The following is a 25003-nucleotide window of genomic DNA, read 5'->3' as shown; positions in this document are numbered from 1 at the left end:
TCGCAATGAACGCCAGGCGCGCCTTCCGAAGAGGCCACGTATGGTCACGCCACCAGTAAAATTCAAGATGTGACCTGCCTCGCGCACGGATTTCCGACTCGATATCTCGACTTTCGCGTGAGCCTGGGACAGCAAGAAAATCTCCCGTCGCGAAACAGCGGTTGCTTCCCCTCGCGGAGGGCTCCGGGTCGAAAACTGCGTCACTGATGCAAACGCCCATGAAATCCCTGCTACGCTGTCCCTCAGTGCTCTCAAAGATGAGATCACCTGACTTGCGATCAAAGTAGATTTTCACCCGGCTACCGATCTCGGGTGGCTGACGAGAGACGTGCGGAATATCCATTTTCTACTCCTCTGGAGACCGCACTGAAAGCTGTGCGGTTTTCGCAACCGCATCACGGGCGTTCTCTTGCTCTACCGGAAGGTCAAAACGCGGATTGGTGAGATCCAGCGCACCATAACGCATCAGCGACTTCTCAAGCCGATCGAATATCCACTTATAGGCCTGTGGCGTAAGCTCCATATGCGGTTTTCTCATGATGGCGCGCCTCGGATTGAGATTGCCTCCGCTGCCGGAATTCAGATTGCGTTGCGTTGGTGCAAATGAATCCGGGCCGAGTTCGGTCATCATGTCGACCATGGACACTCCTGCCGAGAGCGGTCCGTTGATAAAGACCGGATCGTGGACGCGAACGTAGTGAGGCCAATTCTCTTTCCAGGCTCTCGCCAACACGTCGGCTGGTGTGGCGTCATCCAGAATTGGTCTGTGTTCCCTGCCAATGGCGCGGCCGTAGATAATGTAGTCGCTCCGGGCCTGTACCATACGAGCCATGAACATAATCGCCCCGTCTCGAACCTGGCGTGGCCGCTTCCCACTCGGGTACGTGCAAGCCCAATGCGAACCGGAGCGAATAACCTCCTCGTCGATCCCCATAGATAGCGACGCGCGGTTGTCCGCTCTTCCAAAGAATTTGACGAAAGACTGCACCGGCGCATCGGTCGGAGGCTCCAGTACGAACGGTGATGTCGAATTTACGGTCTCTCCGAAGTCGGGCAGAGAAAGACTGTCTCTCGTCCCGACACGGTAGGGGGCGAGTATCTGGCGCCATTGCTCGATGTCGGCTTGCGATAGATCGTGCCTGGTGCTGGCCCATAAGCGTTCGAAATAACTCTGGCACTGGGCGGCGATAAAGGGGTCATCAGCGACGAAGCCGAACTCCTTGTTCTGAAACATGGCGGCCTCAGTGAGATTCGCGCTTGTCACGATCGCCCGCTTGTCGCCGAAGATATACATTTTGGAATGGACGCCGACGACCCCGCGGATTTTCGCGCCGCTTTGGACAAGAAGATCCAGAGCATCGAGATCGCTTACGCCTGCGTTGAAGGCGTTGAGGTCGAAGCGAGTTATGACACGAAGATCATTGGGGCGATGCGCGAAAATCAGGCGCTCTACGGTCCGCCTCTTGATGAACGGGCACACGATCAACACCGTTTCGGGTCTCTCCCGCATACCGGCATCCAGTTCGTCCGACCATCCGGAATCCACCAGTTCGAAGGGCAAGGGCAATCCTTCCTGCGCGCAAGCGACCCTGCGATTTGGATTATGCGGCCGGAATCTCGACCTGCAGTTTGTTCTCGATAGCCGTGTAAATGTCGATATTCGAGCCTGGCGCTCTGATCGAAACGATAAGCGCGTATCGGGCCGCACGATCCCATCGTTGCAAGCCGGGTTTTTCCTTCCACCATCCGCTCACGGGAAACACGCCGATTGCATCGCGCTCGGCAAGTGCTGCCGCACTTCCGCGCCAGACATCCGAGTGAACCGAGCCACGGTCCCGTGTCGTTCCCAAATACCAGCCATCACCGCCCGCCGCAGCGCCAACGGCTCCCTCTTCCTCGGCCTCAGCCGCCCTGTTTATCCGCAATCGAAATTGCTGCAGGCTCTCGAGCGAACGCTTCACCGCAAACCGCAACGAATGCGAGGAGTAGCGGTGTCGGCGTGTCCATCCACGCTCGCCCGGGTTCGGCTCAACGAAATACGACAGCGTGACGCGCAGCTCTACATCCGCAGCCCCAAGCTCCAGAAGTTCGTCGCGTGGCCACGGGAGCGCGTGTAGGTTCATACTTCGCGTCTTGATCGTGGAGTTCTCCTTCTTGAAGGGAAGTAGAACATCCTCGACCACCAAGGTCGCGTCGTCGGCCGCGCTACGAAGTGCACGTGCAAGATCGGGGGCGCCCCACCCATATCGGCGCAGCATTGCCATCTTCATGGCCTGGTTGCCGGCCCCGTCAAAATGCGCCTGCATTGCTGGCGTCCATTCTGCCGAGTGGATGGCGAGGCCTCTGACTGTCTCCGGCCAAAGGGTTGGGCGAGCGGCGATGATGTTTGCGCACAGGTTCGCGCCCAACGCCGCAGCGGCGCTTGTATCACCAAATGTGTCGAACATTCTGATATTCGGCCGATAGTAAGTCGTCAGCAGTTGCAGATCATCCACGTGTGAGCTTGGATTCACGCCATCGTGCGCGAAGTTTCCACCCTCAAAGACTACATCAGGTCTGATCGGCCATTGCCGATCCCAAATGCCAGACGTTCGGCTGGAGGGGGACAGGTCCCCTGCTGGAGCGACGGCGGACCAGTGCCCAAAAGCTGGATCGATGATGTTGATCTTGTCGGTGTAGGCGCCTACGACTAAAGCGTTCCAAGACTGCGCCGGGCTTTCTGCTTCCTCCAGATCATTTCGGTCAGGATAGTCTGCGGCAAGGATATCGCCACGAAGATTGCCGGCTGCGATGACAAAAAGCCTTTGCAGAGCCCCACCACCATAGGTCAGCTGATCGACCGCAGCGGACCAAGATGACGGGCGGCCACGCGCAAGTCCGATCTCACTGGTCACGGCCAGGCAAAATACGCGCTTGCGGTGCGGTGCGCCTTCCTCGGGCTTGGTCACTGCCCTTTCCGTGATCGCCCCATAAAGGAGCGGATCGTTGCCAGCATTGGGGGGAAGGATTTTTACCGTTTCGAGCCAGTAAGGCAATTCGACGTCGCCCTGCTGCGCCAGCGCTTGATGAAGATCGCCATAGAGGGCAACGCCAGACATCGATGTCCCATGACCATTCCAAAAACTACTGTCGCCGACCCCCCAGGTGTCATCATAAGCATATTGATGTTCCGCAGGCAGCGCAGGCGAAATTAGGGGATGTTGCCTGTTGGCGCCGCTGTCGAGCAGGCACACCGCGGGGGCGAGTTCATCGGGCGCAACCAGGCGATCTACCAGATCCTCCGCCCATTCCACCTGTTCGGCTGCTCCCATATCGAGGAAAGTCGATGGGCTGTCCTTGGCAAGTCGGAGTTCGGCAACGGCGTCGGAATTGGCCAGGAGGCGGGCAAGATCACCTTCCGTACCACGGGCGAGCACGACATCGCGTTCAGGAAAGCGGATCGCGTAATCCTTGAGGGGAATGTTCAAACGGCCGGCAACTGTCCTGAACGATGTCAGCTTTCCATCTCTGATCCACACTTCCCACCAGGCAGTTACGTTGGGCTGCGGATACAAGCCTGGCGCATCCGTGAAGAGTGACCGAACCATGGCGAGACGAACGTCTTCCAGCCGTGCAATCAAATTCTCGTTCTTGGGGCGCCCGGTTTTGGTTTCTTCATCGCGATAGGCGATGACCTTGTTGCTGTAGAATTCGAGCGACCTCTCGGGAACGAACACGGTTGCGGTGATATTGGCCTCACCCTCAACAGCTTGCGGGACTGCGACGAGTTCTATGCCCGCAGGCTTATTTTCTAGGCCATCGACTGCACCCCGTTCTGTCGCGGGTATCTCAAACTGGAAGTAAAATCCCTCTTCACCTTCAGCAACGCCGGCTTGCCGGCCGGCCTTAAACGCCTGCGCGTCCAGAACTGCGGTCGCCAAGGACTGAGCGAGTTTTGCTGCGTGTTGTGCCCGCGTTCGCGCAGGGGGCAGGCCGGAAATCACGGTACGAGGAGAGGTATAGGGCTCGCCCTGGCCTCCGCCATCTATGAACAAGTGCGATTTATTGCGAGGCGGTCTGGCCATGGGCTCGTGACCGCCTTAACGCATCGAATGATGCCGCTCCGACAGAGCGCCGAGCAACGTAGAGGTCTCGACAGTCGGCAATTCGTTCAAGATTGCGATCTTCGCGGCCTCGTCGGCCGCCCTTGCGATCTCCGCCTGGCTCAAGCCCTTTGCTGCGTCCAGTATGGACGACCAGTTGAGTTTCTTCGGCTTGAAGCGGGACAAATGGGTCTCGAGAATCCCTCGCGTGATGCGCTCGTCCGGCAATTCGTAGGTGACTACGTCATCGAACCTTCGGAAAATCGCCTTGTCGAGAAGTTCCGGATGGTTGGTCGCAGCGATTATCAGACTGTGTCCATGATCGTTTTCGATAAACTGAAGGAAGGAGTTGAGGACGCGACGGATTTCACCGACGTCGTTCTGACCGGAGCGCTGCGATCCAATCGCGTCGAACTCGTCAAAGAAATAAACGCCTCTTTGTGCAGCGACGGCGTCGAAAACCAATCTCAGTCTCGAAGCCGTCTCTCCCATCAGTTTGCCGATCAAGCCATCGTAAAGCACTGTGAATAGCGGTAGTTTCAGCTCGTGTGCGATTGCGGCGGCCGTCATGGTTTTGCCAGAGCCGGGCGGACCGACGAGAAGCAGTTTGCGACGGGGCGTTAGGCCATGCGCAAGCAACCTTTCCTGATTGCGCTGCTCGGCAATCACTCTTCCAATGCGGTTGCGCAGTTCATCGGACAAAACCATGTCAGCAAGCCTGGTGTCCGAAAACCGAGCGGCAAGAAGTTTGCTCAATTCCCCTTTCGGTTGCGCAATTGGCACCGGACCGGCGCCGACACGTGCAACCGTCGCGGTCTTCCCGCGCGCTGCATCGATCAGCTCTCGCAGCTCTTGAGCGACTTTTCCGTGGCCCTGGCGCGCCTCGTGAGCAGCAAGCTGCGTGGCCACCGAGAGAAAGCGCGTTTCATCCCCGTCTATGTGGCTTCTCAGCAAGGCAACGATGTGCTGGGCAGTCGTCATGTTCTGGATCTAATCATTCATCGGTTACTTCGCGGGACACATTAGCGTGTCTCCTTCCCAAAGTGTCGGATATTTCGCAAGCTGCGCTGTCGAAATCTACCTGTCCACAGATTCCCACCTAGGTTTTTATTTCGTCATATCCACTCTCACACGAAGCACTTAATGTATGGTTGACTCTTGCGGATGCGTCGTTGCTTCCGCGCTAACAAAGCCTTCGCCAAGCGTAGGTTCCCGAGCTGGCTAGTTTTCCCCGTGTGCGCGGGGCTCCTCATTTCAACTCGGTGTCGGTGGGGACAAACAATGGCCACTGGGACAGTTTCATCCATCAACTGCACCAATCCACATGTTCTTGCGGGAGCCATGGTCGCGCAAACCCTTCCTTTAGCAGGGTCTTTCCAACTTCCTGGCCGTTTGAAAGATATACATTCACGAGCGGCCGGTGCTTTGCGTATTGACTTTGGCCTCGGCAACGATCTCGAGAGTCCTGCTGGCGATAAGCTCCTTCATACGCATTCGGGCCAGATCAGCCCGTAGCCTGATTCTTTAGGCGAAAATCAGACGGCATTGCAAATCATTTGTTCTCTTTATGTTCTTGTGGTATGTGTCGGCAGTTACCAGCGAGGCAAGCCCATGTCGAGGCTTTTTGCAGTGGTTCGAACGGTCAACGAGATTGCCGCGCACTTTGACACCGACGTTCCGGTTGAGATCAGCGCCCCACTGAGACGATCGAGGGCACGCAGGGTCTGGTCGTCATCGAAAAAGATGGTCGCCACGTGCTCAGGTCATTGTCCTGGGGCTTTCCCCGCCAAACACAGGTAATGCGTTTGAGCGGCGAGCCACCGGGTCGCATCGGCCTGATCGCGGATCTGACGAACCCAATGTGGGAACATGTCGTAGTCGAGCCGCGCTACCGCTGCCCGATCCCGCTCACTCATTTTGCGAACCCTGAAGGCGAACCGCGGAAGAAGACAAGGGCATGGTTCTCAGTCGTGGATGAGCCCCTGATCGCCTGGGCGGGATTCTGCCGCAACACGGAGCAGTTCGGCCCGGTCTTCGACGCGAAGGTGAAGCCCCATTGCGTCTCCTCACACCTTATTAACTCGCAAGCGTGACTTGCAGGACGAAAGTAATAGCCAACTCTGTCTTCGTCCCTACATCCTTTTCAAGATCTGCTACGGCCGCGTTCACAACTCCCCTGTCTCCGATCGATAATTTTATGTCAGCCCATCCTTTCAGAGGCGTGGGAGCCTGGGCTTGCTGGGAAGACTACTGTGCGGTTTCCATTAATGAACGTCCGATGATGAATGTGAGCATGAACGGCACGCGCCAGTACTTGACTCTCGACATCTCGACCGATCGAGACATAGTCGTCGGCACTCTGGGCGTGGGTAATGCGGGCGGTATCCTGCTCGATGATTGGGCCCTCATCCAGGTCGGTCGTGACATAGTGCGCTGTCGCCCCGATCAGCTTGACGCCACGCTCATAGGCCTGCTTGTAAGGGTTGGCACCCTTGAAGCTGGGCAAAAAAGAGTGGTGGATGTTTATGATCCGCCCTGACATCTCCTGGCACATCCGGTCGGAAAGAATCTGCATGTAGCGGGCAAGGACGATCAGATCAGTGCCGGTCGTCAGCACCAGTTCCCTGATTCGCTCCTCTGCCTGCGGCTTGTTTTCCTTCGTCACTAGGATGTGATGGAAGGGGATGTCGTGGTTGACGACGATCTTCTGATAGTCGAGATGGTTAGATACCACCCCGACAATATCGATCGGCAGGGCACCGATGCGCCAGCGATAGAGAAGGTCGTTGAGGCAGTGGCCAAAGCGCGACACCATCAACAGAACCTTCATCCGGCTCTTTGCGTCGTGGATTTCGGATGCCATGCCGAATTTTTCCGCGATCGGTTTGAAACCCTCGACAAGCTGGTCCTGCGTCACTCCTTCTTCGGAGATGAACGAGACGCGCGTGAAGAATTTTCCCGTGTCGAGATCGTCGAACTGCGATGAATCCAAAATGTTGCAGCCCGCAGCCGCAAGATAGCTTGAGATTGCGGCAACGATGCCGCGCGTTGATTGGCAAGATACTCTGAGATAGTAGGATTTCATCGTCTTCTTCCCCGCTCACAAGACTCGTTCAGGCTTGATCCATCAGTTTGATGAACGTGTCCATCTCCTCGGTATCGATGCCGACGAGGTGGCGCTTTTCCGGATAGGCTCCAGAGCGCACATCTTCGGCAAATTCGCTGAAGGCGGCGATGCGCTCGCGCTGCAGCCGATCATGTTCGGCGGCGAAGTTGCGATAGACTTTGGCATGGCGCGGATAGTGGTCGCGGTTGGCGCCGAGCACGTCGTCGGCGAAGAGATATTGGGCGTCGCAGCCGCTGCCCGCGCCCATCGAGATCATCAGCATCGAGGTGTTGCTGCTGATGGCCGCGGCGACATCCCCAGGCACGACTTCGATTTCGGCGGCGAAAGCACCGGCCTCTTCCAGCGCCTTGGTCTGCCGCCAGATCTCGGCCGCACTTGCCGCCGTCTTGCCGACGGCGCGGAAGCCGCCTGTCCAGGTCGCTTTCGAGGGGATCAGCCCGAGATGGCCGCAGACCGGAATGCCCTCGTCGCGCATGCGCCGGATCGTCTGCAGGCTAGCGGCGCAATAGACGGCATCGCCGCCGGCCTTCAGCGCCGCGAAGGCGGCGCGCAGATAATCTTCCGCCGAGACGTGGTCGCCATATTCGAGACCCGGGATGGCAAAGGGAGTGGGGGCGACCTCGCGGAAGACCGGACCGAGCAGCGACGGCGGCACTGAGACGATGTCGATCCCGGCCTTTTCGGCGGCTTCGGCCTCCTCGAGCGAGGTGACCCGCAGCATGGTCAGCTGGCGCCTGCCCTTTTCCGCAAGCAGATCGGCAACGGTTGCACGTTTATGTTTTTTCATCATCAATTCCTTTGAAAATATCGGGAGGCTCAGGCGGCCAACAGGGATTTCAGCTTGATGTTGCTTGATGTCAGCGCAGCAGGGTCTGGACGGGCGCCAGCTTCGATCAACATTTCCGCAAGCCTGATGTCGCGCGCCACGGCATTGCCCGGTCCGATGCCGCTGGCGGCGATCAACCGGCGATCGGCGTCGAGGTGGAAGAGAATGAAGGCGTCCGGGCCGAGGTCGCGGCGCAGATGCAGAGCCGCCCCTTCGGCGAGGCCCGCTATCTGCAGCGTCATGTCATATTGATCCGACCAGAACCACGGCACGGATGAAACGGGTTCGCCGAGGCCGAGCATGTTGGCGGCGGCCAGCGTGCCCTGCTCCTGGGCATTGCGCCAGGATTCCAGCCTTACCCGCCGGCCACCATAGATCGGCAGCGGAAATGAGCAGCAGTCGCCGGCGGCAAAAGCATCAGGCGCGGAGGTCCGCAGATAAGTGTCGACGGCAATGCCGTTTTCGATTGTAAGCCCCGCCCTTTCGGCGATATCGACATTCGGTCGCGCGCCGATGCCGACGACGGCGAGATCGGCCGCTACCACCTCGCCAGTCGACAGTTTGACGACGGCCTTCCCGCTTTCCGCAGTCAATCTCTCGATCGAGACGCCGCAGCGGATATCGACACCTTCGGCCCGGTGGCGGTGGCGACCGCGACGGCGATTGTCGCCAGATAGATCGCCAGCCAGATACGGGCGAAGCGGATAGCCTTCGGCTGCTCCATCTCCGGAATAAAGGTCTTTTCCGCCGCGCTGATGACGCCGAAAGCGTTGCGCAGCATATCGACGACGGCATGCCAGACGTCGAGAATGCCGACGAAATTGAGGATTAGCCGGAGGAGGTCCGGCGGCCGCATGACGGCGATCTCCGGATCGCGGCCGACGATGACTGTATCGGTGTGATGGCGCGTATGGCTCCAGCGCCAGGTCACAGGATTGCGCATGATCATGAAGCAGGCGATCTGGTAGACGGCATCGTTCATCCAGCGCGTCTTGAAGGCGGTGCCATGGCCGCATTCGTGCCAGCGGCTGTCGGAGGCTGAGCCATAGAGCACGCCATAAGCGAGGAAGAAGGGCAGCGCGATCCACGAACCCCAGAAATAGATGCCGAGCCCGGCAAAGACCACCATGCTGCCGAGCCAGATGACCGTGTCACGGATGGCCGGCGCATCGGAGCGCTGCATCAGCGCCTTCATCTCCTTGCGCGGAATTTCCGTATGATACCACTCAGCCGCTGCAAGGCCGTTTTCTATCGCCGTCCTGCCGCTCTCTCCGAGTAGATCGTAATCTCTTTGTCGCTTTGCTCTTGCCACCACCGCGTCTCCTGTCAGACGAACAAAGGATATTGCAAGGCATGCTCCGATCTCAACGCTGCGATGATGATTTCTATCAAACTTATCATTGTCGCCTAGTATTTGATGATAAACTTATCATAAATACGGCTTGCCAAGTCCACGGGACTGGGGAATCCTGTCAGCGGCGAGGTAGAAGCCTTGCATAGAAAGAGGATGGGAATTGGCGGCAAAACGAAGACCGACAGCGGCCGATGTCGCACAGGTTGCAGGCGTTGGCTTGGCGACAGTCGACAGGGTCCTGAACGGCAGGGCACCCGTGAGAAAAGAAACTGTCGATCGCGTCAAAGAGGCTGCAGAGCAGCTCGGTTATCACGCGCTGCCCCTCATACGGCGCCGGGTGTCGGCGAGGATCGCAAACGTTCGCCTAGGATTCGTGCTTCAGAAGCAGGCGGATCCGTTTTATCAGAACGTTGCCACTGCTCTCCGTCGAGAGTTTTCGTCGAGACTCGAGGTCAGCGGCAAGCTTGAGATCGTCTTCGTGGACGAGATTTCTGCCAGGTCGCTGGGAAAGAAAATTCTAGAGGTAGGGACCAGGACCGACGCAGTTGCGTGCGTAGCGATCGAACATCCGCTTGTCGTCGAAGCCATCGATGAATTAAATCTCCAAAGGAAGTCAGTCTTCACTTTGTTATCAGGAATTTCCGCCAGCGGGGTCACCGGGTATATCGGTCTAGATAGCCGCAAGGTCGGCCGCACAGGCGCTTTCATCATCTCCAGGATGGCCCCTGCCAAAGGTAAAATTGCCACACTCGTGGGAAGTCATAGATACCGAGGCCAAGAAGTCAGTGAGATAGGATTTCGATCCTTTTTCCGCGAAATAGGAGACGAAGCGCGGCTGCTTGAGACTATTGTCAATCTCGATGATCCAGAGGTGGCTCGAGAAGTCACGACAATCCTCCTTGACCGTCACGTCGATCTGGCCGCGATCTACGATGCGGGTGGGGGACGGGACGGTATCATTGAGGCAATTCGAACGCACAGCAGTGGGCAGCGACCAGTCGTTGTATGCAACGATCTCACCGGCGCGACACGATCCGCCCTCATCGACGGTATTATCACCTGCGTCCTTTGTTTACCGGTCGAGGCATTCGCACGTGCCGTCATTGACGAGATGATTGCATCCATCACAGGCTTACGCGCGGTCGCGCCAAACCGGACTTTGCCGTTCAACGTGGTTTTTCCCGAAAACTTGCCGGCATAGTCCGGCGACTTGCTTAAGGTCTTAAACTGTGAGCTGCGGAGGGTTGTCCATTAACCTCAAGCCGGGAAGCTGGCTCTGCGAGCGGGCAGATCGGGTTGGCAAAGTCTGAGGGATTTTCCACCGCCTCCAGCTCTAGTTCTCTCCTTTCAGAGCATGCCTGACTCGGAGGATAGTGATCGCAACAGTTCCAACAACCACAGGAACGGCAATAAGCATGATCACCGGATCGAAATGGAACCCCGCGTGATCTGCTGTCTCATATATCAACTTCAGCAAGCTCATCAGATAATAGCTGATCGCGATAATCGAAAAGCCTTCGACCGCGCGCTGGATCTTGACCTGCGTCGCAGCCCGATCGGCCACTGCTTGAATCTGTGTCGCGTTTTGAAATTCGATTTCGACCTGAATTCGGGTCTGCAGCAGATCGAGCAGGTGCATCGTAGCTCGAGATAGCTGCTCGAGCCTCAGGGCGGTCGCCTCGCAGGTTCGAACTGCAGGCTTGAAACGTCGTTCGACAAAGGTACCAAAACGTTGGAAGCCGGGGACATGGGTTTCCCGTAGGAGGGCTATCCGCTCTTCAACGATTTTGGCGTAGGCAGCGGTCGCTCCGAACCTGTTTCTGGTTTCTGCAGTGGCCGAGATGATATGCGACGAAAGAACCGTGATCTCGTTAAGCAGGTCCTTGTGCTGATGTGCCGGAGTACTCAAGTTGCGATTGGTCAGTTGAACGAGCTCCGCATCATATGCGCCGAGAAGGGGGGCAAGGCGTCGCGCCTCCGGCAATCCGAGCAGTGCCATTGCTCTATAGGTTTCTACCTCGCAGATGCGACGCACCATGCGCCCCAGGCGATGCGCGTTCAGGTCCTTGTTGAACAGGATGATCCTGCTTGAATTGTCAGGTCTGACCCGAAAATCGGAGCAGACTTGCGCCGACCCACCACCAATCGAAGACGCCGCGGTATCGCCGAAATCGAAGGATTTCAGAACCGGTCCCAATTCCTCAGGAGGATCTCCCAGGACAAGGATACTGACGTGGCAAACAAGACGAGGAGCATACAAACCTGCCAGCCGCGCAAAATCATCCTCGGTGAGATCCGATTCCGGCCAACGCCCGGGCTCCGAATGCAATTTCCGCAGGCGTGTGACCGTGACGAATTCAGTATGCCGTTCGACCCTGACTGAAATCTCGTCATCGACTTTCAGGCTATCGTGGAACTCCTTGATCGCCCCATCCAAGGGCATGAAAGCAATGTGCTCGACGATCGCCGGACCGGTGAAATAGATCGACGGCCGCGCGTGAAGCTCGGAGTTGAAGTCGGCTGTCTCCAGCTTAAAAGGAGGTGGACTGGAGACATGGAGCGTGGAAGCTGGTGTGGTCACCGAAACTGGTTCTTCTGCGCAATTAAAAGTCACGTCTATTTTCCCCATTCCCATCAACACCCGAACCGGCGAACCTATATGAACCGTACGCAATCAACTTGACAGCCCCGCTGGCGCAAAGAATCCACCGGCCCGGTAAGTGCTCCGTGAAGAGCCGCTGAACGTCTACCCTCTAAGAAACGTCCGCACGATTGTCGCGCCAGCTATATTTCGGACAATATCCGAGAACGTCTCGGGCTAACCGGCTTGAAACGAGGCTGCCATGCTCGTCAATCTGTCCTTGGATCCGAACATCGGGATAGTAGGTGGCCATAAGCGCATGTGTTGGCTGCGCCATTACGGTATCATCTGCTGCGATCACAAAATGATGGAACCCGCTGAGGTCTGAGTTCAACGCAAGCGAAATAGCTTGGGCACAGTCGCGGCTGTCGACGTAAGACCACAGGTTCCATTTCTGAAGTTCTGGATTCTGTTCGGTAGCCTTGAACTCATTGTATTGGTGGGGTTCCTTTACCCAGGAAAACCGCAGACCAATCATCTTGAGAGAAGGATCCCAACGGCAAAACTCGGCTGCGACGGCTTCGTCCACAAGTTTGGACAGAGCGTAACTACTTTCCGGCTTTGAGGTGACGCTATCGTCGACCGGGAAATAGGGAGGTGGCTCGGTAAACGGGATGCCAAGCAGGGTCTCGCTGCTTGCAAAAACAATGTTTTTGACGCCTGCGATCTTTGCCGCCTGGAAAACATTGTAACTGATGGCGGTATTTGTGTGAAATATGTGCGTGCTCGGAGCGACTTTCGCGCCCACAATCGCAGCAAGATGAACAATCGCATCAATTTTCGGTTCGAGGTCAACGACCGCATCCAGAACCTGGCCGTAATCCCGCATGTCAACCTTAGCGGAGGGCCATCTGGTGTCGGAGGATGGTGCCGCATCAATCCCGATAACCTGATGCCCCTCTTCAAGAAGGCGCTCAATCGCAGCCCGTCCAACTCTTCCACTGCTTCCAGTTACCAGAATTTTCATGAGATAATCTCCCTTCGTAGCTTCTAGGCGTCGATGCAAAAATGTCTCAACTTCAGCGCCTTTTCCGTTAGCATCCGAGAACGTCGGCGAGCTCTGCCAGATCCTTGACAGCTATGTCGCACTCGTCGTCGGCCACCAGATCAGTGGTCTGATCCGGCCCATGTTCGGTCGACCTAAGGACGAAAAAGGTCTTCATTCCGCACCCTCGCGCAGCCTCAAGATCGTCATTGTGGGCGGCGACCATCGCGGTCTCCTCGACCGACAGGCCGGCGCTCTCCGCCGACCTGAAATAGACCTCGGGACGTGGTTTGTAGTTCTTCGCCATTTCGGCGCCCAGAATGACGTCCCAACGCAAGGAGGCATACTTGGAGAGCCACAGCATACCCGCCACGTGTCCGTTAGAGATCGGACCGACGGCGAATCTCCGCTTAAGGCGATCGATCGCGGCGACCGAGTCCGGCCACGGGTCGAGCCTTTCCCAGGCCTTGTTAAGATTATCGAGGCTTTGCGCAGTAAACCGTGTAGCATCGACGCCGCTGTAAGCCAAAGTCACTTTCAGATTTTCCAGGTTCAAGACGTCAAGGGGTACCCAGGAGCGCTCACCCGTACGAACTCTTTCCATTGCCGGCTGATAGAGAGAGCGCCAGTCGGTGGCGAATTTATACGGATCAATAGCGATGCCTTGCGAGGAAAAGAACTTCTCGACGTGACGAGCGACACTGCCTCGCCAGTCGACAACGGTGCCGAACACGTCGAAACCGAGAAGCTTTACGTCCTTGAAATCGGGCATCTCAAAGTCTCCTTTTTGAGCGGCCGGACGCTGTTGCCCGCCATTCGATCAGACAATTTTGGGCTTCACGTACATCAGAGCGATCAGCGCAGTAACGGTCCAGACGGCTGCGACGAGATAGATGCCGGTGTCCGGGCTTCCCGTCATGGTCGTCAGGTAACCGATGATGAAGGGTGCGACGAAACCGGCGGTGAGGCCGATGCTGTTAACGAACGCGATACCCGTAGCCGCAGCCTTGCCCTTCAGCACCGCAGTCGGAAGCGTCCAGAAGACAGGAAGCGATGCCATGACGCCGCTGATCGCCATGCTCATGCCAAGGACGACTAGCACTATGTTCGCCTTGAAGACCGTGCTGACGATGAAGCCCGAGATGCCAAGCATACAGCTAGCAAACAGGTGCCAGCGGCGCTCGCCGACATTGTCCGAATGACGGTTGACGAGCAGCATAACGACGACCGCCGCCCCGTATGGGACCGCCGATAATATCCCCAGCTCGATAGTGTCGGTCACGCCCGCATTTCGGATGAGTGACGGCATGTAGAAGAAGACGCCTGTCTGGGAGAGAACGATCCCGAACAGGATGCCCGCGAGCAGCAGCACGCCTTTGTCGGAGAAGATAGCCCTGAAGTCGATGTCATGCTTGCGAAGGTCTTCGGTATTGAGATTGCCATGCAGCGTCTTCTTCTCGGAAGGCGAAAGCCACGAAGCTTCCTCGATGCTGTTGGTCAGCCATTTGAAGACGACGAGCGCCATCAATACCGCCGGAAGTCCTTCGAGTAGGAACATCCATTGCCAGCCTGACATACCTAGCGCGCCATGTGTTCCAGCGATGATGAATGCCGACACCGGAGCGCCTAACACGCCAGCGAAGGGCGCTGCGAGATAGAGCAGCGACGTGATGCGTGCGCGGCGATGGGCCGGATACCAATTGAGCAGATAGAAGATTACACCCGGAAAGAGCCCGGCTTCGCCAATACCAAGCATGATTCGAAGAAAGTAGAAGGAGAGTTCCGAGTACACGAACAGCATCGCCATGGAGATGCAGCCCCAGGTAAACAGGATTCGCGCCAGCCACCGTCTCGCTCCAAAGCGGTGAAGCATCAAGTTGCTCGGGACTTCGGCAAGTGCGTAGCCGATGAAGAACAGCCCAGCTCCGAGCCCGTAAACTGCCTCACTAAAGTTTAGCTCAGCATTCATGGGGATCTTGGCGAAGCTGATGTTGATGCGGTCCAGGTACGAAATCGTGTAGCAGGCAAGAAGGATTGGCAGCAGCCGCAGCGTTACCTTTCTGTAGAGGGCGTCCTCTGTGTCCTCGCCCACTCTTTCGACGCGCGATATCGTCGCATTGTCGGCGCGTTCCATCATGCGTTCTCCTCACGATTATATATGTGTTTTGCTCCGCCTAGGCCCGTCACTTTGACTGGTCGATCAGAGTGCTCCTCTGCTCCTGTGTGAGCGGTCGGATTTCATGATTCTGCAGCAACATGAAGAGCTTTGCAGTTTCCTCCAGTTCTTCCGTTGCGTACTGGGCATCCTTGAGAGTCTTCCCCGCGACGACCGGACCATGGTTAGCCATCAGCACGGCATGATGATCTGCCGCGGCGGCTCCTACCGACGCGGCCAGGGCTTCGTCTCCGGGAGGAAAATACGGCACAAGCGGCAGGAAGCCGACGCGCATGACGTAATAGGCTGTCAATGGCGGCATTACGTCCCGCTCGTTAACGTGTCTGAGAATGCTGACGGCCACCGAATAGGTCGAGTGCAGATGCACGACCGCGCGCCGACCATCCTTGCCGCAGTACATGCACTGATGAAGGAAAGCCTCCTTGGTCGGATTGTCTCCGCTCTCGTGCACGCCGTGGGCCGAGAAGCAGGAGAGCCTTGCCGGATCGAGCCCGCCGAGCGACGCGTTTGTCGGTGTCATTAGCATGCGACCATCCGAAAGCCGGACGCTTATGTTTCCTGTCGAGCCGGCTGTCAGGCCCCGGTCGAAAAGCGACTTGCCCACGTCGACGATCTCGTCTCGAACCTTTGTTTCCTCGGATATCGTCGCGGTCATCAGAGACGATCCCATGCATCGATGAAGAAACGCCGGCCACCGAAGTTGCCGGACTTCAACGCAAGCGAGAGGGGGCGACCATTGCTCATCGCTCCGACCCACGGCACGCCGGGAGCGATTTCGTTGCCGATCGCGAGCTGGTCAACGCCGAGCGACTTCACGACGGCACCGGACGTCTCTCCTCCGGCCACGATCAGTTCGTTCACTCCGTTCTCTACTAGCTTGCGCGCGATCTCAGACAGGGCCTTCTCTACAAGGTCGCCGGATGCCGAGACACCCATCCTGCGCTGGTTGGCCTTCACCTCGTCGGGCTGGGCGGTGGCGTAGATGAGCAGCGGCTTCTTGCCGAGCCGTCCGGACGACCACTCGATAGCCTCTCGGACGACATCTCTTCCTTCAGCGAGCCTTGCAACGTCGATCCGGAAACCCTCGTGATCGGCCAGCATTGCCGCAACCTGATCGTTGGTGGCGACGGAGCAACTCCCGGAAATAACCGCGCGATGTCCCTCCCTACCGAGAGAGAGAGGGACTTCCGGGCTGGCCTGGTCACGAACGAGATAATGAGTCAGCCCGTAGGCAAGACCGGACGCTCCGGTGAACAGCTTGAGATCCTTGAACCCTTTCGCGATCTCGATGAGATCCCCATCGGTTATCGCGTCGACGACAGCGATCTGGGACGCACCCTTGTCCGCTGTCGCAAGCCATTCGCCGATCGCGGATGCCCCGTGCTTTACGGTGTCATAGTAGCAGCCGCAGATCTCGGCCTTGGACTGCGGGCCTAGAACCCGTAGCAGGTTTGCATCCGTCATCGGTGTCAGCGGATGGTTGCGCATTCCCGACTCGTTTAGCGGCACGTCGCCGACGAACAGGTTGCCCTTATAGATCGTCCGAGCGTTCGCCGGAAACGCCGGACACGCGATGGTGAAGGTTTCCCCAATCTCCGCCAACATGGCATCCGTAACCGGCCCGATGTTACCTTCGGCCGTGGAATCGAAGGTCGAGCAGTATTTGAAGAAGAATTTCTCCGCTCCTCGACGTCGAACCCACCGGAGAGCCGTCAGCGATTCCTCGACCGCCGCTTTTTTGGCGATCGTCCTCGTCTTCAGCGCGACGACGATGGCGTCGGCGTCGATTTCCCGGTCATCATCGGGAACGCCAATGACGACTGTGGCTTTCAGCCCGCCCCGTGCGAAGATATTGGCGACGTCCGTCGCTCCCGTGAAGTCGTCTGCCACGCAGCCGACGACCAGCTTTCCGGAGATTGCCATGGATCACCTCATGATGAAGGGGTTGGCAACGTCCTCGGCCGTCGAGATCATCACGCTCTTCGTCTGCATGTACTGCTGGATCGAGGCCATGCCGTTCTCGCGTCCGATGCCGGAGTGCTTGTAACCGCCGAGCGGCGACATGTAGCTGATGACGCGGTAAGTGTTCACCCAGACGGTGCCCGCCTGGATGGCTGCCGAGACCTTGAGGATGCGGCGCATGTCCTGCGTCCAGAACCCGGCGGCAAGGCCGTAGTTCGTGTCGTTGGCGATATGCACCGCTTCCTCATCGGTGTCGAACGGGATTACCGAAAGCACGGGACCGAAGACTTCTTCTTGCGCGATCCGCATGTCGTTGCGGACGCCCGAGAAGATGGTTGGCTCGACGAACCATCCGTTGGAAAGTTCGGGATTGCTCGGTCTGCCGCCACCGAGAACGCATTCCGCGCCTTCGTTCTTAGCGATATCGATGTATCCGAGGATCTTCTCGAGCTGCGGCGGCGTCGTCACAGGGCCGACCTGCGTGTTCGTCAACAGCGGGTCACCCATGCGCGCCGTCTTGGCGAGATTGACGATCTTCTCCAGGAACTGGTCGTGGATGCTGCGCTGGACGAGAAGCCGCGAACCCGCGATGCAGGTCTGGCCAGTCGCTGCAAAGATGCCTGAAATGACCCCGTTCACCGCGTTGTCGATCTCGGCGTCGTCGAAGACGATGTTGGGGCTCTTGCCGCCGAGCTCGAGGGTGACCTTCTTGAAGTTGCGGGCAGCTAGCTCGCCGATCTTGCGACCGGTCGCTTCGCTGCCCGTAAAGGCGATCTTGGCGACGTGCTTGTGCGTGGTCAGCGTCCCGCCGACATCCGCACCGAAACCAGTGACGACGTTGAAGACGCCCGCTGGAAAGCCTGCCTGTTCGACAAGCTTGGCGAATTCCAATGTGGAGGCGGACGTGAACTCGGACGGCTTTGCGACAAAAGTGTTCCCGGCAGCGAGCGCCGGCGCCAGCTTGTAGGCAAGCAGCAGAAGGGGGGAGTTCCATGGCGTGATGCCCACGCACACGCCGAGCGGTTCGTTCCGAGTGAAGTTGAAAGTCTCCGGCTTGTCGATTGGGATGACCGCGCCTTCGATTTTGTCGGCGAGACCCCCGAAATAGTAGTACCACTGAGGAATGTACTTGAGTTGGAACAGCATCTCGTTGATGAGCTTGCCGTTATCAGTGACCTCGGTCCGAGCGAGATGCTCGGCGTTCTCTGCAATGAGGTCACCAAGGCGTCGAAGAAGATGACCGCGTGCGCTGGCGGTGAGCGTCGGCCATGAGCCGCTGGTGAAGGCCCGGTACGCAGCCTCGATCGCGCGTTCGGCGTCTTCCTTGCCGCCCTTCGGGATCGCTGCCCAGACCTTGCCGTTGAAGGGGTTCTTCGTCTCGAAGGTCTCGCCGCTGGCAGCGTCCTCCCAGCGGCCGTCGATGAACATCTTGTATGTCTGCATTGTCTTTCTCTCTTCTAGCATCCGAGCTGTCGAGCAAGGTCTTCGAGATCGTCGGCGACGTAGTCCCAGTCCTGCTCGGCCGTCAGGTCGGTTGTCTGACCCTTGCCGTATTCGGTGGGTCTTGCGATGAATGCGGTTCGGAGACCCAGGCTGCGCGCGGCGGCCAGGTCGTAGTTGTGCGCGGCGCACATCATGACGGCGTCCGGCTCCAGATAGAGGAGCTTGCAGACACCGAGATAGGTCTCGGGATCGGGCTTGTAGTGTTGGAATAACTCGCAGGAGAACACGTTGTCCCAAGGAAGGTCTGCGTGCTTCGCCATGTTGACCAGGATGGCGACATTGGCGTTCGACAGGGGGCCAATAATGAACTTTGTCTTCAGCCTGTGCAGGCCGCGCGAGGCGTCCGGCCAGCCTTCCAGACGATGCCAGACCCTGTTGATATGCATCATTCGGTCGTGATCAAACTCGGGAAGTGCCATCTCGTCGAAAACCGCCTTAAGTGCGTCGAAATGCAGTTCGTCGAGGTTCGTCCACGGCAGCTCGCCGCTTCGCACGCGCGCCTTCTGCGGATTGTAGCGATCACGCCAGCGGTCGACGAGATCGGCCCAATCGACGTTCATATCCTGGGCGTTTCCCCATGCCGTAAGATCGCGAATGATTGAGCCGTGCCAGTCGACGACCGTGCCGAAAGTGTCAAAGACAATCGCCTTGATACCGGACATCACAATTGTTCCTTCTTTCCTGCCGACACCCGTTCGAACGTCTCGACGTGCTTTTCGGCGACCCAGTCGCGAACGGTCCCATCAAAGCTGAGAAAGTGCGGCGTCTTCAGGTGGAAGTCGAAATCAGCCTTTGAGCCGTAAACTTCATAGAGGTAGATGCGCTCCGGTCGCTTTGGATCGCGGCAGACGTCGAACACTTGGCAATTCTGTTCGTCACGCAGCGATTTGGCGGCGTTCTCGATTATCGCCACGTGGAAGCGCTCTGCGAACTCTCTCTGGACGATGAATTCGACGACGACGACGTATCCCGTGCAAGCGGCCGCGCTCATGCGACTTCCTTCCGGACAGCGCCGAGCGCGCCGATGACGCTGCGGGTCATGTCCGCGCAGTTGGCTCCGCCGCCGTATTCCATCGGAACCGCGGTCTTCGTGGAGAGGGTGTGCTCGACCGCAGCCTCGATAAGACGCGCGGCATCAGCAAGTTTCGGCTCGCGATGCTTCACCGCCAGCCAGTCGAGCATCATTGCTCCCGACAGGATCATGGCGCTGGGGTTGGCGACGCCTTTCCCGGCGATGTCAGGCGCCGTTCCGTGAGCGGGCTGGAACAGTCCGTAGTGCTCGCCGATGTCGGCGGAGGCGGCCATTCCCATGCCGCCGATCAGTCCGGCTGCGAGGTCGGACAGAATGTCACCGAACATGTTCTCAGTCACGAGAACGTCTAGGGCCCAAGGCTTCTTCACCATATTGAGCGCAAGCGCATCGACGTAGGCGTAGTCCTTCTGGACGTCCGGATGCTTCTCTGCCACTTCGTCGAAAATCTTCCTGAAGAAGGCCATCGAGCTGAAGACGTTGGCCTTGTCCACGCAGGTAACAACACCGGGCCTCCCACGGCGCTTGCGCTGCGCTGCGATCTGGAAGGCGAATTCGGTGACCCGCTCGGTACCCGCGCGGGTGATCTGCATCGTGTCGTAAGCTTCCTGGTCGTCCCGGATCTCTCCACGGCCTCGGGCGTAGAACAGGCCTTCGGTCTGTTCGCGGATAAGGACGAAATCGATCCCTTCTGCACGCGGATCTGACAGCACCTTTGGTAGTCCCGGAAACCAGCGGATGGGGCGTACCCCTGCGAAAAGGCCGAACTCCATGCGCAGGTCGAGCTGGGGAATAATCTCCGTGCCATCAGGGAAGCGGATGTCTGGCCAGCCCATGGCGCCGAAAAGGATCGCATCGGCCTTGCGGCATGCTTCAAGAGCGCTCGCGGGCAGGGCTTCCCCGGACTCGGCGTAGAATTGTGCGCCTGCCTGATGGGTTTCGAAGGACATGGGTGGTGCGCCAGCCACCTTGACGGCAGCGTCGATGACTTCGAGGCAAGCGGGCATGACCTCGCGGCCGATACCGTCTCCAGGAAGGACTGCGATCTTGAACGAGTTTTTCAGGGATGACATTATTCAGCCTATTCTAAAGATGATTGAGCCCGAGGCGTTCGAGGAGAGCGAGCAGTTCCGTGCCCGCACGCTCGCGGTGCGCCCTGTGAATGTTTCTGGCCTTCTCGCGGTCTCCTGCGCGAATTGCCTCCACCAGAGCGGCGTGTTCGCGCGTGGAATTCACGGGCTTCGGACGCATCTTCAAAGTCAGCATCCGAACGCGATGTGCACGGTCGATGAAGTTGAGCACCACCGACTTCAGCATCTGGTTTCCGCCCAGCTCCAAGAGCTGTTCGTGGAACCGCGCATCGGCCTGCGCCCAGCCTTCCAGATCGTCTTCCGACAATGCGTGATCCATGTCGGCGGTCGCCCTTTCCAGACCATGAAGCTGCTCCTCGGTAAGGCCGCGCCCGGCGGCTAGTTCGGCCGCCGTACTTTCGAGGGACGTGAGGATCTCGTAGATCTCCTTCATATCCGCCGTCGACACGGGAAGAACACGCATGCCGTGGCGGGGGATCACAGAAACGAGACCGTCCTGCTGCAGGCGCATGAGCGCCTCGCGGACAGGGGTGCGACTCATGCCGAGCTGAGAAGCGACCTCCTGCTCGGTTGCCTGGAAGCCAGGCGGCCATTTGTTGTTCAAGATAAGCTGCCGAAGCTTGAGGTGAGCCGTCGCGGTCATAGTTTTCGCAAAGGATTCCTCCCTGATCTCGGCCGTTTCGGATTGACTGGTCGACGCCATGTGATTCCTCCTGGTCTGGCTGGTTTGTTTAGCCTTCGGCATATCTGCGCCAACTGTGCTCAGGCTTATATCCGAGAACGGACCTAGCTTTCTCGATCGAAAGCAAGGTTTCGGTCCCGTGGGCCGGACGCTTGAACGGAACGCCCGGATACCATTTCGCCACGAGCTCTTCGTTTGACGTGCTCATCACGCTATCGTCGTTAGCGATGATGAAGACTTCAGCACCCGTACCCTGCCATTCAAGCGAGAGCCTGATGGCCTGCGCACCGTCGCGGGCATCGATGTAGGTCCACAGGTTAAAGCGACGGCTGCCTGGGTCCTTCTCGAAGTCCGGGAAGCCCGCATATTCGCTCTCGTCCATAACGTTAGAGAAGCGGAGGCAGACGATCTTGAAATCCTTGTCCCAGCGGCAATACTGCTTGGCCATCTCCTCGCCGAGGTGCTTGGAGAGCGAGTAGGACGTTTCGGGGCGGGATTCATACTCCTCGTCGGCAGGGAAGTAGTCCGGCTTGATCGCGTAAGGGATGCCGAGCAGCGTCTCGCTTGATGCCCAGACAATGTTCTTGATGCCGAGCAGCCTGCAGGATTCGAACACGTTGAAGGTCGAGATCGTATTCACCCGGAAGACCTCGGCCGGGGGAACACGGCCCGGCATCGGGACGGCGGCCAGATGCACTACGGCATCGGTCCTCCGGTCGTGATTCCAATCGTAGCCAGCGATGGCCTCCATGGTCGCCCGCATGTCCTCGAAGTCGACCTTGATGAACGGGCACGTGTTCGATCGCGGCTCGACTGTATCGGCGTTGACGACGTCGTGGCCGTTCTCGAGAAGATCCTTGATCGTGGCCCGGCCAAGTTTGCCGCTTCCGCCTGTCACTATTACTCGCATTGAAATATTCCTCCTGAATATCTGTTATGGTTAGCGGCTGCGGCCGACCGCGACGGCGAGGATGATGAGCATCCCGCGTGCGATCAGCTGCTGGCTGAAGTCGAGACCGCCAAGGATCAGCCCGTTGTTGATGACACCGATGAGCAGGGCGCCGACGATGGAACCGATCACGGTTCCGCGTCCTCCGAAGAGGCTGGTTCCACCAAGCACCACGGCTGCAATGACGGACAGCTCGTCGCCCTCGCCAAGCTGGAAGCGTCCCGACTGCAGGCGCCCGGCATAGAGCATGCCCGCGATCGCAGCGGCTGTTCCGGTAAGCAGCAGCACCTGGAACTTGATCTTTCGGACATCAACGCCACTGTAGCGGGCTGCGATCGGGTTGCCGCCTGCGGACATCACCTTGCGGCCGAATGGAGTCTTGCGCAGCGCGATATGGGCGAGGGTGCCGAGAACGGCGACCCATAGGACGAGCACGGGAACGGGACCGATGTTGCCGGAGCCGAAGATGAAGATGAACGTGTCATCGATGATCGGAACAGGGGAGGTGCCGCTCACCCACATCCCGACGCCGCGCGCGATCCCCATCATGCCGAGCGTCACTAGGAACGACGGAATGTTGAGGTAAGCTGTGAGGCCGCCGTTGATCGCGCCGACCAGCAAACCGAGCGCCAAACCCGCCAGAATGCCAGGGACAAGGCCATAATGCGTCAGCACCAGGCCAGCGATCACGGATGACAGTCCAGCGATCGCGCCGACGGAGAGATCTATTTCGCCTGCGGAGAGGACGAAGGACATCGCCATGGATACGATCGCGACGATCGCCGTCTGCCGAAGGATGTTCAGCAGGTTATTCGAAGAAAGGAAACCGCGGTCCTGCAGCAGGATCGCAAACACGATGAAAATGACGACGAAGCCGATATAGACGACGTAATCGCGCCAGTTGCTGTGCCAGGGTCTGCGGAGAGATTGTGAGTCAGCCGCTGGCTTCAAGACTTTGACCTCAGTGGACATTTTGGGTTGCCTTCTGAATCGCGACCTGCAGACCGAGTTCGGTGCGGATCAGCGGAGATTGCGTTTCATCGCCGGCACTGGTGGCCCAGCTTTCGATTTCGTCGCGTTCGATCTCGCGCGCGAGCCGTCCGTTGTTCATGACGAGGATTCGGTCACTAGTTGCCAGCAACTCGGCTGGCTCGGACGAGATGACGATGACAGACTTGCCGGACGATGCGACGCTGCGGATCAGTTCGACGATTTCGGACTTGGAGCCGATGTCGACGCCCGCTGTCGGTTCGTCGAGGATGACGACCGAAGGGTTGGTAGCCAGCCACTTCGCAATGACGATCTTCTGTTGGTTTCCGCCGGAAAGGTTCCTCACCTTGTTTTCCGCAGAGGGCGTCTTGATCCTAAGTTGCTTGATGAGATCGGACGTCAACGAACCTTCCCGCCGACGGTCGATGAAGGGGCCGCGGACGAGCTGGTCTATCTGCGGCAGGCCGAGATTTTCGCCGACGCTGTGCTCGACGACGAGACCTTCGTCGTGGCGGCTCTCGGGAACCAGCACTATGCCAGCATTGATCGCGTCCGAAGGTGACTTGAATTCCACGGCCCTCCCGCTGAGCTCCACGGTTCCCGCAGTCTTCTTGTCGACACCGAAGAGGAGGCGGGCGAGTTCGCTCCGGCCTGCGCCCATGAGGCCCGCGATCCCTACGATCTCGCCCTTGTGAACGTCGAAGCTGACGTCGCTGGGCTTTCCCGAGGGCCCGGAAAGGCTACGCACGGTCAACGCGGGATTACCGCTGCGGTCAATGGAGCGCGCCTGGTACTGGAAGCCCGTAACACGCTTGCCGACCATGTGCTGCACGATCGAGTCAAGCGTGAACTCTGAAGTCCTTCCGGAAGTCACGTTCTGACCGTCACGCAGTATCGTGATCTCGTCCGCGATGGTCATGATCTCGGTCATGCGGTGCGAAACGTAGATTACGGCTGTTCCCGCGGCGGTGAGCTTCCTCAACATGCCGAACAAAGTGTCGGCTTCCTGTGCGCTCAGCGACGAGGTCGGTTCGTCGAGGATTAGAATCCTGGCCTTCTGGTGGATGGCCTTCGCGATCTCGGTGAGCTGGGCCTGGCCAGGGCTGAGTTCGGAAACAGCTGTCCGGGGATCGACCCTCAGATTGAGCTGCCCGATGATTTCTGCTGCCTGTGCGATTTCCCGGCGCTCGTCGACCAAGATCGACAGGCGGCGGGGCTCGCGGTTCAGGAAAATGTTCTGGGCGACCGACAGCGTGGGGATCAGGCTAAGGTCCTGGAAGATCATCTCGATCCCGAGCCTGCGGGAGTTCTCCGGAGAGTTCGACGACATGTGCTCGCCGAAGACCTCGATGGATCCCTCTGTCGGTGTGACGATACCCTGCAGGATCTTAAGCAGGGTAGACTTGCCCGCGCCGTTTTCCCCGACCAGCGCATGGATGGTTCCAGGCTGGATCGTCAGGCTGACACCGCGCAATGCGTGCACGCCGCCAAACGATTTCCGGACGTCGCTCATCCTTACGGCCGCGACGCTTTCGGTGATTGATTGAGGTTTCATGGTCGTTGTCCGCCGCCGGGGGATGGGGAGCGACCGGAGTCGCTCCCGCG

21 protein-coding genes and 2 pseudogenes are annotated in these 25003 nt (G+C 58.4%); 2 read left to right on the top strand and 21 right to left on the bottom strand.

The features are described from left to right. Positions 1-346: 346 nt before the first annotated feature. The 3 genes from CO660_RS24875 to CO660_RS24865 are packed head-to-tail and all read right to left on the bottom strand — an operon-like array spanning position 347 to position 5063. Entirely contained in the window at positions 347-1561 is a 1215-nt protein-coding gene (locus CO660_RS24875) for a phospholipase D family protein (RefSeq protein WP_245421367.1), read from the bottom strand. Between the two features lie 40 nt (positions 1562-1601). Then, on the bottom strand, positions 1602-4064 hold the full coding sequence (locus tag CO660_RS24870; protein ID WP_097600973.1) for a S8 family peptidase: 2463 nt from the start codon (positions 4062-4064) through the stop codon (positions 1602-1604). Positions 4065-4079: 15 nt separating this feature from the next. Next, complete coding sequence (locus CO660_RS24865; RefSeq protein ID WP_097600972.1) at positions 4080-5063, bottom strand: ATP-binding protein; 984 nt, start codon at positions 5061-5063, stop codon at positions 4080-4082. Positions 5064-5887: 824 nt separating this feature from the next. Here CO660_RS24865 and CO660_RS33415 point away from each other — a divergent pair. Continuing rightward, a complete protein-coding gene (locus tag CO660_RS33415; RefSeq protein WP_176536371.1) occupies positions 5888-6175 on the top strand; it encodes a hypothetical protein in 288 nt (95 codons plus the stop codon). Positions 6176-6282: 107 nt separating this feature from the next. Here the strand turns inward: CO660_RS33415 and purU are convergent, their stop codons facing one another. From purU to CO660_RS24840, 4 genes and pseudogenes are all read right to left on the bottom strand, one after another. Further along, positions 6283-7167, bottom strand: coding sequence for a formyltetrahydrofolate deformylase (gene purU / locus CO660_RS24855; protein WP_097600971.1), 885 nt, complete (start codon positions 7165-7167; stop codon positions 6283-6285). Positions 7168-7195: 28 nt separating this feature from the next. Further along, positions 7196-7999 carry a 3-methyl-2-oxobutanoate hydroxymethyltransferase gene (locus CO660_RS24850; RefSeq protein WP_176536370.1) on the bottom strand — a complete coding sequence of 268 codons (804 nt, stop codon included), beginning with the start codon at positions 7997-7999 and terminating at the stop codon, positions 7196-7198. Positions 8000-8025: 26 nt separating this feature from the next. Beyond that, positions 8026-8679: pseudogene (locus CO660_RS24845) on the bottom strand (FAD-dependent oxidoreductase); the annotation flags it as partial. A 2-nt stretch (positions 8680-8681) separates the two neighbouring features. Then, positions 8682-9347: pseudogene (locus tag CO660_RS24840) on the bottom strand (fatty acid desaturase); the annotation flags it as partial. A 202-nt stretch (positions 9348-9549) separates the two neighbouring features. Between CO660_RS24840 and CO660_RS24835 the strand changes: the two are divergent. After that, the gene (locus CO660_RS24835) at positions 9550-10590 is read left to right on the top strand and encodes a substrate-binding domain-containing protein (protein WP_097600970.1); all 1041 of its coding nucleotides are present in this window, start codon (positions 9550-9552) and stop codon (positions 10588-10590) included. A gap of 132 nt (positions 10591-10722) precedes the next feature. Here the strand turns inward: CO660_RS24835 and CO660_RS24830 are convergent, their stop codons facing one another. The 14 genes from CO660_RS24830 to CO660_RS24765 all read right to left on the bottom strand — a co-directional run bounded on the left by CO660_RS24830 (position 10723) and on the right by CO660_RS24765 (position 24953). Next, the gene (locus tag CO660_RS24830; RefSeq protein WP_245421372.1) at positions 10723-12003 is read right to left on the bottom strand and encodes a DUF3422 domain-containing protein; all 1281 of its coding nucleotides are present in this window, start codon (positions 12001-12003) and stop codon (positions 10723-10725) included. A 139-nt stretch (positions 12004-12142) separates the two neighbouring features. Continuing rightward, a complete protein-coding gene (locus CO660_RS24825) occupies positions 12143-12997 on the bottom strand; it encodes an NAD(P)-dependent oxidoreductase (RefSeq protein ID WP_097600969.1) in 855 nt (284 codons plus the stop codon). Positions 12998-13064: 67 nt separating this feature from the next. Beyond that, positions 13065-13787, bottom strand: a complete 723-nt coding sequence (locus CO660_RS24820; RefSeq protein WP_097600968.1) for a haloacid dehalogenase type II — start codon at positions 13785-13787, stop codon at positions 13065-13067. A gap of 48 nt (positions 13788-13835) precedes the next feature. Next, on the bottom strand, positions 13836-15152 hold the full coding sequence (locus tag CO660_RS24815) for an MFS transporter (RefSeq protein ID WP_097600967.1): 1317 nt from the start codon (positions 15150-15152) through the stop codon (positions 13836-13838). A 46-nt stretch (positions 15153-15198) separates the two neighbouring features. Further along, positions 15199-15846, bottom strand: coding sequence for a 3-oxo-tetronate 4-phosphate decarboxylase (gene otnC, locus CO660_RS24810; RefSeq protein WP_097600966.1), 648 nt, complete (start codon positions 15844-15846; stop codon positions 15199-15201). After that, a complete protein-coding gene (gene otnK, locus CO660_RS24805) occupies positions 15846-17114 on the bottom strand; it encodes a 3-oxo-tetronate kinase (RefSeq protein ID WP_097600965.1) in 1269 nt (422 codons plus the stop codon). Before otnK ends, otnC begins: the two co-directional genes overlap by 1 nt. Positions 17115-17117: 3 nt before the next feature. After that, positions 17118-18596 carry an aldehyde dehydrogenase gene (locus CO660_RS24800; protein ID WP_097600964.1) on the bottom strand — a complete coding sequence of 493 codons (1479 nt, stop codon included), beginning with the start codon at positions 18594-18596 and terminating at the stop codon, positions 17118-17120. Between the two features lie 14 nt (positions 18597-18610). Then, positions 18611-19321, bottom strand: coding sequence for a haloacid dehalogenase type II (locus CO660_RS24795; protein WP_097600963.1), 711 nt, complete (start codon positions 19319-19321; stop codon positions 18611-18613). After that, entirely contained in the window at positions 19318-19647 is a 330-nt protein-coding gene (locus tag CO660_RS24790) for an antibiotic biosynthesis monooxygenase family protein (RefSeq protein WP_097600962.1), read from the bottom strand. The genes CO660_RS24795 and CO660_RS24790 overlap by 4 nt, the downstream gene beginning before the upstream one ends. Beyond that, positions 19644-20759, bottom strand: a complete 1116-nt coding sequence (locus tag CO660_RS24785) for an isocitrate/isopropylmalate dehydrogenase family protein (protein WP_097600961.1) — start codon at positions 20757-20759, stop codon at positions 19644-19646. The genes CO660_RS24790 and CO660_RS24785 overlap by 4 nt, the downstream gene beginning before the upstream one ends. A gap of 13 nt (positions 20760-20772) precedes the next feature. Further along, positions 20773-21480 (bottom strand): GntR family transcriptional regulator, encoded by a 708-nt coding sequence (locus tag CO660_RS24780; RefSeq protein WP_097600960.1) that lies wholly within the window; start codon positions 21478-21480, stop codon positions 20773-20775. Between the two features lie 28 nt (positions 21481-21508). Beyond that, entirely contained in the window at positions 21509-22369 is an 861-nt protein-coding gene (locus tag CO660_RS24775; RefSeq protein WP_097600959.1) for an NAD(P)-dependent oxidoreductase, read from the bottom strand. 30 nt (positions 22370-22399) lie between these two features. Continuing rightward, positions 22400-23380, bottom strand: coding sequence for an ABC transporter permease (locus tag CO660_RS24770; RefSeq protein ID WP_097600958.1), 981 nt, complete (start codon positions 23378-23380; stop codon positions 22400-22402). Next, positions 23370-24953, bottom strand: a complete 1584-nt coding sequence (locus tag CO660_RS24765; RefSeq protein ID WP_097600957.1) for a sugar ABC transporter ATP-binding protein — start codon at positions 24951-24953, stop codon at positions 23370-23372. The genes CO660_RS24770 and CO660_RS24765 overlap by 11 nt, the downstream gene beginning before the upstream one ends. Positions 24954-25003 lie beyond the last annotated feature (50 nt).

Source organism: Rhizobium sp. L9 (assembly GCF_002531885.1).
Taxonomy (GTDB): Bacteria; Pseudomonadota; Alphaproteobacteria; order Rhizobiales; family Rhizobiaceae; genus Rhizobium.
The sequence above is the reverse complement of the archived record's forward strand: the minus strand, read 5'-3'. Positions and strand labels throughout refer to the sequence as shown.